The 13,365-nt window shown below is 40.5% G+C and carries 14 protein-coding genes and 1 pseudogene; 13 read left to right on the top strand and 2 right to left on the bottom strand.

All coding sequences use genetic code 11. The features are described from left to right. The first annotated feature begins 104 nt into the window (after positions 1-104). From BM126_RS16275 to BM126_RS22980, 4 genes are all read left to right on the top strand, one after another. The gene (locus tag BM126_RS16275) at positions 105-2,219 is read left to right on the top strand and encodes a YhgE/Pip domain-containing protein (protein ID WP_090990490.1); all 2,115 of its coding nucleotides are present in this window, start codon (positions 105-107) and stop codon (positions 2,217-2,219) included. 240 nt (positions 2,220-2,459) lie between these two features. After that, the gene (locus BM126_RS22975) at positions 2,460-2,585 is read left to right on the top strand and encodes a hypothetical protein (protein WP_256213149.1); all 126 of its coding nucleotides are present in this window, start codon (positions 2,460-2,462) and stop codon (positions 2,583-2,585) included. Positions 2,586-2,602: 17 nt separating this feature from the next. Continuing rightward, positions 2,603-3,541 (top strand): magnesium transporter CorA family protein, encoded by a 939-nt coding sequence (locus tag BM126_RS16285; RefSeq protein ID WP_090990492.1) that lies wholly within the window; start codon positions 2,603-2,605, stop codon positions 3,539-3,541. 183 nt (positions 3,542-3,724) lie between these two features. Next, complete coding sequence (locus BM126_RS22980; protein WP_256213150.1) at positions 3,725-3,856, top strand: hypothetical protein; 132 nt, start codon at positions 3,725-3,727, stop codon at positions 3,854-3,856. 41 nt (positions 3,857-3,897) lie between these two features. Here BM126_RS22980 and BM126_RS16290 read toward each other — a convergent pair whose 3' ends face one another. After that, positions 3,898-4,029, bottom strand: coding sequence for a YuzL family protein (locus tag BM126_RS16290; RefSeq protein WP_090990493.1), 132 nt, complete (start codon positions 4,027-4,029; stop codon positions 3,898-3,900). Positions 4,030-4,124: 95 nt separating this feature from the next. On the opposite strand from BM126_RS16290, the gene BM126_RS16295 reads away from it, so the two are divergent. Then, on the top strand, positions 4,125-4,370 hold the full coding sequence (locus BM126_RS16295; protein ID WP_090990494.1) for a YkuS family protein: 246 nt from the start codon (positions 4,125-4,127) through the stop codon (positions 4,368-4,370). Between the two features lie 80 nt (positions 4,371-4,450). Here BM126_RS16295 and BM126_RS16300 read toward each other — a convergent pair whose 3' ends face one another. Then, on the bottom strand, positions 4,451-4,903 hold the full coding sequence (locus tag BM126_RS16300; RefSeq protein ID WP_090990495.1) for an OsmC family protein: 453 nt from the start codon (positions 4,901-4,903) through the stop codon (positions 4,451-4,453). A 190-nt stretch (positions 4,904-5,093) separates the two neighbouring features. Here BM126_RS16300 and BM126_RS16305 point away from each other — a divergent pair, with 190 nt between their 5' ends. From BM126_RS16305 to BM126_RS16340, 8 genes and pseudogenes are all read left to right on the top strand, one after another. Further along, positions 5,094-6,062, top strand: a complete 969-nt coding sequence (locus tag BM126_RS16305) for an ABC transporter ATP-binding protein (RefSeq protein WP_090990496.1) — start codon at positions 5,094-5,096, stop codon at positions 6,060-6,062. Then, complete coding sequence (locus BM126_RS16310; protein ID WP_090990497.1) at positions 6,059-7,576, top strand: ABC transporter permease/substrate-binding protein; 1,518 nt, start codon at positions 6,059-6,061, stop codon at positions 7,574-7,576. The genes BM126_RS16305 and BM126_RS16310 overlap by 4 nt, the downstream gene beginning before the upstream one ends. 204 nt (positions 7,577-7,780) lie before the next feature. Continuing rightward, a complete protein-coding gene (locus BM126_RS16315) occupies positions 7,781-8,758 on the top strand; it encodes a ring-cleaving dioxygenase (RefSeq protein ID WP_090990498.1) in 978 nt (325 codons plus the stop codon). 43 nt (positions 8,759-8,801) lie between these two features. Next, on the top strand, positions 8,802-9,416 hold the full coding sequence (locus BM126_RS16320) for an alpha/beta hydrolase (RefSeq protein ID WP_090990499.1): 615 nt from the start codon (positions 8,802-8,804) through the stop codon (positions 9,414-9,416). A gap of 246 nt (positions 9,417-9,662) precedes the next feature. Further along, the gene (locus BM126_RS16325) at positions 9,663-10,274 is read left to right on the top strand and encodes a flavin reductase family protein (RefSeq protein WP_090990500.1); all 612 of its coding nucleotides are present in this window, start codon (positions 9,663-9,665) and stop codon (positions 10,272-10,274) included. Between the two features lie 94 nt (positions 10,275-10,368). Continuing rightward, entirely contained in the window at positions 10,369-11,154 is a 786-nt protein-coding gene (locus tag BM126_RS16330) for an MBL fold metallo-hydrolase (RefSeq protein WP_090990501.1), read from the top strand. Between the two features lie 104 nt (positions 11,155-11,258). Further along, positions 11,259-11,747 (top strand): annotated as a pseudogene (locus BM126_RS16335) (carbohydrate ABC transporter permease); the annotation flags it as partial. 54 nt (positions 11,748-11,801) lie between these two features. Further along, complete coding sequence (locus BM126_RS16340) at positions 11,802-13,286, top strand: glycoside hydrolase family 32 protein (RefSeq protein ID WP_256213151.1); 1,485 nt, start codon at positions 11,802-11,804, stop codon at positions 13,284-13,286. Positions 13,287-13,365: the final 79 nt, after the last annotated feature.

Here is a 13,365-nt window from a genome sequence, read left to right on the forward strand (position 1 = left end):
GGGCTGTATTTCCGCTGCATGCAAATGCGCTTCTGAAATAATGCATTATACAGCACTTCTAATCAAAGAATAGCATCATACTGCGGGGCAGGTGATGTTAAGATATGGTATGGAAAATTTTTAAAGATGATATAAAAAGTGTGTTTGTAAATTGGGCGGCCTTAATCGTCATAATTGGTGTTTTAGTGCTGCCATCTCTTTATGCATGGTTTAATATTGAATCTTCATGGGATCCATACAGCAATACCAAAGCAATCTCTATAGGTGTTGCGAATAATGACAGAGGCGCTTACTTAAATGGAAAGCATATCAACTTGGGTGAAAAAGTGGTTCAATCTTTAAAAAAGAACCATGCACTCGGCTGGGAATTCACCAGTGAAAAAGAGGCAAAAAGCAGAACGGAAAAAGGGGAATTCTATGCTTGTGTGATCATTCCTTCAGATTTTTCCAAACGCATAACCAGTGTACTAACGGATGTTCCGGACAAACCCGTTATTCAGTATTATGTTAATGAAAAAGTCAATGCCGTCGCCCCAAAGATAACTTCCAAAGGGGCCAGCGGGATTGTAGAGCAGGTCAGCAGGGAATTTGACAGAACCGCTAGTGCTGCATTATTCAGTGTATTTAATGATTTAGGTAATGAGCTGCAGCGTGATTTGCCAACTATTCAGCATGTGAAACAAATGATATTTTGGCTTGAAAAGGAGCTTCCGCTCATTAAGTATACGGCTGCAATAGCTGATAAAGATGCCGTTAAAGCGCAACAAATCATCCAGTCAGTTTCTGCGGGGCTGGAGGAGCTATCAGGTATTAATCAAGCTGGGGAAAACCTGCATCAAGCTGTAACAAATTATCTGGATACTGTGAATGTTTCATCGGACCTTATCAGACCGCAGTTTAAAGAAAGTTTAAATCTTTTATCAGCAAACTCTGCAGGTTTGGGTTTTAAATACAATAAAATGCTGGATCCGTCTGTTTCATCTGAAGAAAAAAAAGGAATGACTCAATCAGCTAAATCCTTAACCGATGCTCAAATGAACCAGCTATCAGGAATGAAAAATATCCTGGAACAATTGAATGGCAGGCAGGATGGACAAAATTTGACTCCATTCATCAGCAGATTGGATGCTGTAATCAGCAATTATCATAAACAGCAGCAGTTGCTGGAAGCGGATATGGAATCTGGAGAACCAAATGAGTTAAAAAAGCTCGAAGGTCTAAACGGGCAAAAACTATATAGCATGATAAGTGATTTTGATACAGCACTCTCACCTGAAATCACTAAAGCTGTCACGAATATAAAAATCCATGCCGATCAGTTAAGAAATACGTTTGATAAACAGCTCAGCTCTATTCCGGAAATACAAGATCTTCTCAGAAAAACGAATCGGATAGCTGCCCAGAGCCTGAAAGATTTACAGCGATTTCAAAAAGAAGTTCCCTATCTAGAAACAAAAGTGAAAAATATGGCAAACAGAATCAGGGAGTTTGAAAAAAATAATGATGTGAACCAAATCATCGCCCTTTTAATCAATGATGTGAAGAAGGAAAGTGACTTTTTTGCACAGCCAGTTTTGCTGGAAGAACATAAAATGTTTCCTATTCCCAATTATGGATCTGCCATGACCCCTTTTTATACTACACTGTCTTTGTGGGTTGGAGGCTTGCTGCTTGTGTCTATTTTGGCTGTAGACGCGGAGGTGCCAGGTGTAAAGCAATATCAGCTATATGCAGGGCGATTCGTGACTTTTTGGATGCTGGGGCTTGTACAATCACTGATCGTGACATCTGGAAATATTCTATTCCTTCATGTATATGCAAGTGATCCGTGGCTGTTTATATGGTCTGGAATGATTATTAGCTCGGTATTTGTGCTTATTGTATATACGCTCGTTTCTCTTTCTGGAAATATTGGAAAGGCGCTCAGTGTAATTTTGCTTGTTCTCCAAATTTCAGGCTCAGGAGGAACATTTCCTATACAAGTAACACCTGTATTCTTTCAGAAGATAAATCCCTATTTGCCGTTTACATATGCGATTGGCTTAATGAGGGAAGCGGTGGGAGGCATTGTATGGAGGACGGTTTTCATGGATTGTGCAATACTCATCCTGATTTTTTTCATGTTTGCAGCTGCAGGGGCACTGTTAAAGAGACCCCTTCAGAAAATGGGTCAGTCGTTTAAAAGAAAGCTAAAAAAATCGAGGTTGATTGAACATTGATTTGTAAAAAGCCTGTTGCTGGCGAGTTCCAGAAACAGGTTTTGCCATTGACTGGATCAGCGGCGTCTGCCTGTGAGACGAATCAGGAATGAAACAGCATAGGAGTATAAGCAAACATTTAGAACTTTTAAATTTTAAAAAATAAAAAACTCTTTATTGTACTTTGAAAAGTTAGGGATTAAGATGGATAAGTGGATTGTATTTATTAAAGTTAAAAAAATGAAAAAGGAGTTGATACATTTGAGTAGTAGTTCATATGATCCTGAACCCAGTCAGCACGAGGAAGCCAATATTATCTTGGTTATGCATGATGTGATAGCTACAGGAGTATCAGCTCTTAAAAAGGTAGAATTGCTTCCTCATTAGAAGAGGAGGTTAATGAAATGATTGAAATTTATAAAACAAATGAATCTAGAAATCTTGAAAAAGTAAACGAAATTACAAAAGGCTGCTGGGTGAACATGGTTGCACCATCAGAAGCAGAAATTCAGCAGATTTGCCTGGAGCTCCAATTGCCCCTTGACTTCTTTAAAGATCCTCTTGATGATGAAGAACGCCCAAGAATCGAAAAGGAAGACAAAGATATTCTGATCATAGTCGATTATCCTTATATTACTCATGATGAATCTGGATTTCCTATATATGAAACAATTCCAATCGGAATGATTTTCACAAAGGATTGTTTCATAACTATTTCTTTAAAAGATACCCCGGTTTTAAGCAATTTTAAAAATAACAAAATCAAGACTTTTTATACACATAAAAAAACCAGGTTTGCCCTTCAAATCCTATTTGAAATATCCCTTTATTACCTGCGTTACCTCAAACAAATCAATAAGAAAACAAATGATGCAGAACGTGAGCTTCACCAATCAATGAAGAACAAGGAACTTTATACTTTCCTTGCACTTGAGAAAAGCCTTGTTTATTTCACAACATCCTTAAAGTCCAATAAGGTCGTACTTGATAAAATTCTGCGTTTTAATTATCTGACAATGTATGAAGAAGATAAAGAATTACTTGAGGATGTTATTATTGAAAATACTCAGGCCATTGAAATGGCAGAGGTTTATACATCAATCCTTAGCGGAATGATGGACGCTTTTGCATCCATTATTTCTAATAACGTGAATATAGCCATGAAATTCCTTACTTCAATTACCATCATCCTTACGCTTCCGACGATGGTGGCAAGCTTTTATGGTATGAATGTCGGGCTTCCATTTGCGCACAGCCCCTATTCCTTCATATTTACGCTGCTCCTTTCCGTAGGTTTGGCAGGAGGAACGGCCTTTATATTCTGGAAAAAGAAATATTTCTAAGTTTAATCCGGACTAAATATGTAAAGCCTCACTTATTCCTCTTTGGAATGAGTGAGGCTTTTTATATGTCCATCAGGTTCGTGTGTGTTCTTATGCTTTATTTCCACCTCAAAATAAGGAGGGATTTTCTACTTGTGAAGGCCTTCGAAGAGGGAAAGATAAGGACAGAAAAGGAGGGGGACTATGGACAAAAATGATAAAATTCCAGCAGATAGCCTGTCAGATGACATCATAGATTTAATTAATTCGGCTTATAATGATGAAGGCAGTTCTCAGCAGGACAGCGATAAAAATGAAAAACCAGCCTCAAATTAAACGTTGAAAGCCCAGTGAAGAGAATCAATGGGCTTTCAATATCAAGATTTTTTTTGCTTTTTCTCTGAAGAAGGTTTTGAAGTGCCTGTTTCGCGGTTTGTGGTACCTTGTCCCTCAGGCTGTGATGAACCCAGACCAGCTCTTGATGGATCTTGCTTTGTTTTATGATTCATGTTTTCACCTCCAGAACTTACTTTTCCATTTTGCTTTTCATTGTATACATATACTGTGTCCAAATGGAAAGATTACAAAAGAGGAGGTGTTTTATTTGGCTAAAATTGGAGTTGAGCAATCCTTAGCTAATGTACAGCAGGCATTAGTTGAAAAAGGATATGATGTTGTGGCGCTTAAACAGGAATCCGATGCACAAGGCTGTGATTTTTGTGTTGTTACTGGCCTGGATTCGAATGTGATGGGCATGCAGGATACATCTATAAAAGGATCAGTGATAGATGCAAACGGACTGTCTGCAGATGAAGTATGCGAGCAGATTCAGCAAAAAATGCAGTACTAAATAACAGGGATTTTTAAGCACGGAAGCTTGATAGGAAATCCAAATCCGAATTGTCATTCGCATTTGGATTTCCCCTGGCTTCATTTTTTTGCTGAAGCGATTATTGGATCCACTGCTATATCGACATTTCCTCTGACTGCCCTGGAAATCATACATGATTCTTCAGCTTTCTCAATAAGTCTTACCGCTTTTTCAACATCTCTGTCAGAAGTGCCGGCCTTCAATACAAGATGAGGACGGTGAATGATCTTTTTATATGTAAACACCCCATTTGTGACATCAACAATTCCTTCAGACTCCATCGTAAGGCTTTCCTTCTCGATTTTGCTCCTCTCAAGCATTGCTGCAAGTGTAATGATGTAACAGGTTGCCGCAGCGCCCAGCAGCATTTCATCAGGATTGGTGCCCTCGCCGGGTCCATCCATTTCAGGGGGAATCGATATCTTGGTTTGGAGTTTTCCTGCCTGAATGCTTCCTGTGCCGTTTCTTAGTCCTGGCCAGCTGGCCTTTAAGTGAAAATGATGCTCTGCCATTCATATTCCTCCCAATATTAACTTCATTAATAGTGTAAAACAATTTGCCTAAAAAGTATGCCGATTTGCTTTTAGAGTGATTTAAGCTGCAAACTGTAATAAAAGGTTTGACAGGAGAGAAAAAAGGGTTATGTGTACAGAAGGGATTAACAATAAGTATGCAAAGAAATAGAGGGAAAGGGGAAAAAGAATGATACGCTTTGAGAATGTGACAAAGCATTACCGTGATGGAGATTATGCTGTCAAAAATCTGCACATGGAAATAAAGGAAGGGGAGCTTTTTGTAATCATTGGGCCAAGCGGAAGCGGAAAGACCACTACGCTAAAGATGATAAATAGGCTGATGGAGGCTTCTTCAGGGACCATTACAATTAACGAGAAAGAGATTTCAAATTACAATATTCATGAGCTGCGCTGGAATATCGGTTATGTTCTTCAGCAGATTGCCCTCTTTCCCCACTTGACGATTGCAGAAAACATAGCAGTTGTGCCAGAAATGAAGAAATGGGGGAAAGAAAAAATATCTTCACGCATTAATGAATTGCTTGATATGGTCGGACTTGACCACAATACATATAAAAACCGAAAACCATCTGAATTGTCAGGTGGAGAACAGCAGCGGGTCGGTGTGATCCGTGCATTAGCTGCTGATCCTGAAATCCTTCTCATGGACGAGCCTTTCAGTGCTCTTGATCCCATAAGCAGGGAGAAACTGCAAAGTGATATCATAAAGCTTCAGAAAAAAATCAAAAAGACCATCGTTTTTGTTACCCATGATATTGATGAGGCAATAAAAATGGCAGACCGGATTTGTTTAATGAAAGACGGAGAAGCAGTTCAAATCGATACACCGCAGAATTTAATCAGCCATCCGGCCAATTCATTTGTCCGGGAATTTACCGGGGGCAGAGAACAAAAAGAAGAATCATTAAATAGACCCATTGCTGATTTTCTGCATATTTTAACCGATGAAACTGAAATCGGCGGAAGTATTCCTTCCATAACGTCCTCTTCTTCCCTCAGTGACCTGATCGGTTTGCTGGCGCATGAAGAAAAACTGGCGGTAGTGGAGGCTGGGCGGGTCATTGGCATTGCGGCGAGGCCGCTCGTACTCCAATATATTTCAGGTCAGCTGGCATCGAAGGGAGAAAAAGGATGAATACATTTACCCAAGTGCTTCATGACCGAAAAGGCGAATTGCTTCAGGCAATCCTTGAACATATTCAAATTTCATTCATTGCACTCCTGATCAGCATCATCATATCCATACCGCTTGGCGTATATCTTACACGGAAAGAAAAGCTGGCAGAATCCATTATTGGTGTTACGGCGGTGCTGCAGACCATTCCATCCCTTGCTCTTCTGGGATTACTGATACCTTTATTTGGAATAGGAAAGGTGCCGGCTATCATAGCTCTTGTAGTATACGCATTATTGCCGATCATCCGAAATACATATACCGGAATCAAAGAAGTGGATCCTGCCCTTATTGAAGCGGCTGATGCCATGGGCATGAATACAGCAAGAAGGCTTGTGAAGGTAGAACTCCCCCTTGCCATGCCAGTCATTATGGCAGGAGTAAGGACAGCGATGGTTTTAATCATCGGTACGGCTACACTTGCAGCCCTGATTGGAGCAGGAGGGCTTGGTGATTTAATATTGCTCGGGATTGACAGGAATAACACTTCACTGATTATATTGGGCGCTGTTCCTGCGGCAATCCTGGCCATTTTATTTGACCGTGTCCTCCGTATTTTTGAGAGAATTTCCTTTAAGAAATCTGCTTCCATTATTGGTGCAGCATTTGCGGCTGCCGTTCTTTTATTGATCATACCGTCAATCACAGAAAATAAAAAAGACTCCATTAGCATAGCGGGTAAATTGGGATCAGAGCCGGAAATTTTAATTAATATGTATAAGCTATTGATTGAGAAGGACACAGATCTTGAGGTAAACCTAAAACCCGGACTTGGAAAAACTCCTTTTGTGTTTAATGCGCTTAAAACCGGGAACGCTGATATTTATCCAGAGTTCACCGGAACGGCCATTTCTACCTTTCTGAAAGAAACAGCAGTAAGTACAAACAGCAAAGAGGTGTATGATCAGGCAAGAGAGGGCATGGCGAAAAAATACAGCATGGAATTCCTTAAGCCTATGTCCTATAACAATACGTATGCATTAGCTGTGCCTGAAAGCTTTGCGAAAAAATACAATCTTACAAAAATCTCTGATCTTGGGGCCATCCAGGATAAAATAAAAGCCGGGTTTACATTGGAATTCAAGGACAGAGATGACGGATACAAAGGAATTAAAAAACTATATAAGGTGGATTTCCCGGAAGTCAGAACCATGGAGCCTAAGCTTAGGTACCAGGCTGTCAAATCAGGGGACATCAATTTAGTTGATGCTTATTCAACGGATAGTGAGCTTCGGCAATACAGTCTTAAGGTTCTTGAAGATGACAAACATCTGTTTCCTCCCTACCAGGGTGCTCCGCTCATGAAAAAAAGTCTTGCTGAACAATATCCCGGCATAAAAAAAGCATTGAACAAGCTTTCTGGAAAAATATCAGATGATGATATGCGTGTGATGAACTATCAAGTTAATGTGGAAAATAAAAGTGCGTTACAAGTAGCCAAGACATATCTGAAAAGCCATGGGATTATGAAGTAATAAAAACCCTTAAGCTAATATCCTTTCAATTTAAGCCTCTCTTCTTTCGTTTGAACAGAAGAGAGAGCTTATTTTACTATTGATAAATAAATATGTTTGACAGACTGTTCCTAATCAATTATCTTTAAATCAAGATATTTTTATTGAAAGTAATTTTAATTTATGAATACGGAAAGTATTTTAATAAGAAGGAGCTGTGTGAATATGGAATTAAAGGGAATTCACCATGTCTCAGCCATAACAGCAAATGCTGCAGGGAATTTTGAGTTTTACACAAAAACATTGGGAATGAGATTAATAAAGAAAACTGTAAATCAAGATGATGTAAGTGTTTATCATCTATTTTATGGTGATGATATTGGTACGCCTGGAACAGAATTGACATTCTTTGAGCTGCCGCGTGCAGCACGGACACATGAAGGAAATAACAGCATATCTGAAATTTCTCTGCGGACTGCAAGTGATGCAGCGCTTGAGTATTGGAAAAAGAGATTTCAGGAAGAAAATGTTGAACATGGGGAAATCGAAATCCGTTATAACCGTAAAGCTTTGCCTTTCAGGGATTTTGAGGGCCAAAGACTTGTTTTGATTTCAGAAGAAAATGAGAATGGTGAAAGTGGAACACCATGGAAAAAAAGCCCTGTTCCCGCTGAATTCAGCATTCTGGGCTTGGGTCCAGTTTATCTTACAGTTCCTGACCTGGAACCGACACATAAGGTTTTGACAGATTTGCTGGGATTTCGCAGAGAGGGCAGCTATCTTTCCAAAAATTATGGTCAGAGTGAAATCGTCGTCTATGCATCGGGAAAAGGCGGCCCTGGAACAGAAATTCATCTGGAAGAAAGAAAGGACCTGCAAAGAGAACGCTTAGGTAGAGGCGGCGTCCATCATGTTGCCTTTCGGACAGCTGACCAGGCCGAACTGCAGGAATGGATAAAAAAAATAGAGAATACAAATTTCATCAATTCAGGGCTCGTGGACCGGTATTATTTCAAATCCCTGTATTTCAGGGAGCCTAATGGAATTTTATTCGAACTGGCTACAGACGGTCCCGGGTTTACTGCAGATGAAGATCTTAGCCAGCTTGGCGAATCGCTTGCATTGCCTCCGTTCCTTGAGCAGAGGCGCAGTGAAATAGAAGGAAAACTCAAGCCATTGGAAACAAAAGTGAAGGAACAGTAATTTTTTTTAAAAAGGTTTTCTTAAGTTAAGAGGAGGATGTAAAATGAAACATATTTTTCAAAAGGGAAGTTCAGCTGATGCACCGGTTTTGCTTTTATTGCATGGAACAGGCGGAACCGAAACGGATTTGCTGCCGCTGGCACAAATGATATCGCCAGAATCATCTGTTCTTAGTGTCAGGGGAAATGTGCTGGAAAATGGCATGCCCCGCTTTTTCAGAAGACTTTCTGAAGGAATATTTGATGAAGAGGATTTGATTTTCAGGACAAATGAGCTTCAGGAATTCCTTCTTGAATCAGCAAAAAAATATGAATTTGACCCAAGTAATATTGTAGCTGCAGGATATTCGAACGGAGCCAACATTGCCGCAAGTCTTTTATTCCACTATAAAAATGCCTTAAAAGGCGCTATCCTTCATCACCCGATGGTACCCAGAAGAGGAATTGATCTGCCATCAATGAAAGATTTGCCAGTATTCATTGGAGCAGGAAGCAATGATCCGATTTGTCCCAGGGCTGAAACAGAGGATTTGTCAGCACTTCTGGAACATGCAGGTGCAAAGGTCCAAGTGCAGTGGGAAAACTATGGCCATCAGCTGACAAGAAGCGAGGCTGAGGCAGCTGCGGAATGGTTCAAAGATACTTTTCTGCTGAAGTGATAAGTATTGATGGGTTTGCCCCAAGGGAATTTAAGGGTATGTTAAAGGGTGCTTTAACGATTAGACTTATTAAAAGTACATGGCTGGTGCAGATTTAGATTTACACCTAGATTAAGCTTCAGAGGAGAGAGACCTCTGCAGCCATGTTTGCAGACACGGCCGGACACTCCCTGCAGTCTGCTGTCTGAAGCTGTAATCAGCAGGCAGGTTTAACAAAGCCGACTATAAACTAAAGAGGTGCAGCCCATGATCGCCATTGATCCAGAAAAAATCAGCACTAAGGAAAATTATAAATTCCTTATTGGAAGCATTATACCGAGGCCCATTGCTTTGGTCACTACTCAATCACATAATGGAATACTTAATATCGGTCCCTTCAGCTATTTTAATATTGTAGCTGCGGATCCTCCAATGGTGTCTGTGTCTGTGCAGCGGAAAAATGGCATATGCAAGGACACTGCCAGAAATGCCATGGAAACAAAGGAATTTGTCATTCATATTATAGATGAAGATATCGTTTCAGATGCGAATGAAACGGCAGCAGAGCTTCCTGCTGGAGAAAGTGAGCTTCCAAGGACACATTTTTCCCTTGCAGAAAGCGATGTGGTCAAAGTTCCGTCATTAAAGGAACCAAAGATCCGATTTGAATGTGTGCTTGAACAGGCAGTACCTCTTGGCGGACATGAAGAAGCGCCTGCTTGTGACCTGCTGATCGGAAAAATCGTCCGTTATCATATTGCTGACGATCTTTATCAAGACGGAAAAATACATGCAGAAAAATTAAAGCCGGTGAGCAGGCTGGCAGGGAATTTTTACTCTAAGCTTGGGGAAATATTTGAGATAGCACGGCCAAAATAAGGACTTAGATCGCATCATTTATTTGGAAATGATGCGGTTTTTTCTGTCATTAGACTTCTTGATGAATTAAGATGAAATAAAAGGAGGGTATTTCATGATTATTTTTCAAAATGAACATACAACGGTATTTCAGAGTGCCTTATACCAAACTGTCTCTGTATTCATTGAAACTGATCAAGCTGTATTTCTGACAGATCCTGCATGGCTTCCCGCTGAAGTGGAAGAGATAAGAAAGTTTGTTCATGGAAGAAGAAAAGGCAGGGCGCTGTATATCATTTTTACACATAGCGACTTTGATCATATTATTGGATATAAAGCCTTTGAAGATGCTATCATCATTGCTTCGCGGGAATTTGCAGAAAGGCAGGACAAAGAAAAACCGCTTATGCAAATTAAGGAATTCGATACAAGGAATTATATAACAAGAAATTATGAAATTGCTTATCCTAAAGTGGACATCATGATACATAAAGATTCACAAAGGCTCTGCATTGGTGAAGCATCACTAATATTTTACAAAGCACCAGGGCATACACATGACGGATTATTTACTATCGTAGAGCCATACGGAATATTCATCGCAGGCGATTATTTATCTGACGCCGAATTCCCGTTTGTAGAAGGAGATTATGAGGACTACATAAAAACAATGATAAAAGCAAAAAACCTTTTGGAAGAAAATGAAATAAACCTATTGCTGCCAGGTCACGGTTCACCTGAAACCTCAAAACAGAACATGCTGAACCGTGTCAGGGAATCGCATGAATACCTTTTAGCATTGAAAAGGGGCGGTCCTGATCCAGAAGAGCTATCAAAAACCTATAAGTTCTTTGAGGGATTAAAGGGGATGCATGAATATAATCTGAAGATGGCGAAGTAACAGTTAGGCCTAGTGCTAAATGGAAGCTGCAGATATAATACCAGATTTCCTTTTGCGGGCCTTGTTAATTCAGGGTGAGATTTTTATGCTGGATGGGGAACTTAAAAGCGCTTTTTATTTGTATTCTTGCTGTTTTAATGATTCCTGGACAGGTTACCATGATTCCGGACTATCTGATTCTTAAGGAACTAGGCTGGCTGAATTCCAACCAGGGGTTAATCATTTATTATTATGATGCGCCAATTTTTCATCAACCTACCAAAAGAGCTTGAAGAAGCAGCCGCCTTGGATGGACTGGGAAATTCGGGACATTCTTTAGGTTCGTGATGCCGATGGCAAAACCGGCTCTTGCCGCACAGGCTAACTTTGTGTTCATGGGATCATGGAATGATTTCATGAAGCCGCTTATCATATTATCTGATCCTGAGCTCTTCACACTGCCTTTGCGGCTGCATTCATTCAAAGGACAATATATCAGCTATTGGAATTATATTATGGCGGCTTCAATGGTCTTTACGCTGCCTGTCCTTTTGATATATGCTTTCTTTAATAAGTATTTCATGAATGGCATTTCCTTCACAAATGATAAATAATAAGATGGCCTTGTGACAAACAAGGCCTTTCTTATGGAAAGAAGGCGTATATAATTGGCTGTTGAAAAAAATTATGTCATTGAGGCAGAAAAGCATGTTCAAGAAAATGCGGAAAAGGGGAAAAACAGCCCATACAAGATGGCATATCATATCGTGCCGCCGGCAAGCTGGATGAACGATCCAAACGGCCTGATTTATTGGGAAGGCTACTATCATGTGTTTTTTCAATTTCACCCTTATGATGTGATAACAGGCTGGATGCATTGGGGTCATGTAAGAAGCAGGGACCTTGTGCATTGGGAAAGGCTGCCGGTTGCATTGTATCCGCTTGATGAGTATGATCGTGACGGCTGTTTCTCCGGAAGCGCTGTAGATGATAATGGTGTACTGACACTCGTGTACACAGGCAACATTTTCATTAATAAAGAATTGGACGACGTGGATGAATGCCAGTGCATAGCAACAAGTACGGATGGCATTCATTTTGAGAAAGATTTATCAAATCCTGTGATTAAAAAACATCCGGAAACCGGGTCAGGGCATTTTCGTGATCCTAAGGTCTGGAAAAAAGACGGATTCTGGTATATGGCTGTCGGCACCCGAAAAGATCATACAGGGAAAATTCTGCTATACCGTTCTGAGTGTCTGAGGAACTGGGATTATATCGGAGTCATGGCAGAAAGTGATGAAGAAAAGGGCTATATGTGGGAATGCCCGGATTTCTTCGAGCTAGAAGGAAAGCAAATTTTGCTTGCATCCCCGCAAGGAATGGAGGCCCGGGGAGACAGCTATCAAAATCTCTATCAATCTGTTTATATGATTGGTGAACTCGATTATCAGAGCGGGAAATATAGCTATCATACCTTTGAGGAGCTCGATGGGGGATTTGACTTCTATGCTCCCCAGACATTCATGGATCATAAAGGCAGAAGGCTGATATTCGCTTGGATGGATATGTGGGAATCAAGAATGCCATCACAGAAATATGGCACGGCAGGATCGCTTACCACCCCGAGAGAGCTCGTAATCCGTGAAAATAGGCTAGTGATGAAGCCAGCAGAAGACTTAAAGCTGCTTAGGGGAAAGATGGCTGAAATACCTGCTTTCATATCAAAAGGGGAACATATCATTCCGGGTATTAATGGAGATACTCTAGAAATATACATTTCGTTTAATTTAGCTTCCTCAGATGCCAGTGAATTTGGACTTAAAGTCAGGTGCTCTGAAGACGGAAGGGAAGAAACGGCAGTCAGCTATAGCCAAAAAGATGGTTACCTGACATTCAATAGAAATAAATCTGGAGAAGGAGAGGGCGGGGTAAGAAGAGTGAAGCTTCAGATGCTTGATGACGAGGCTTTGACTCTGCATCTCTTTTTGGACAGATCTTCCCTTGAGATATTTGCCAATGACGGTGAAGCTGTCATGACAGGGAGAATTTATCCTAATCAGGAAAGCATTTATATTAAGGTTTTTTCAGCCAATGGCACAGTTTCTGTAGCCTCCTTAAAGTGCTGGAATCTAAAAGATATCTGGGCATGAACGAAGCCTGTCTTTGAACTCCCCTGCAGGTGCGGGAACACCTGCAGGGGAGTGACATTATTACAAGAGTTTCCGGATT

This window comes from Bacillus sp. OV322 (assembly GCF_900112495.1).
In the GTDB taxonomy this organism is placed as follows: domain Bacteria; phylum Bacillota; class Bacilli; order Bacillales; family DSM-1321; genus Peribacillus.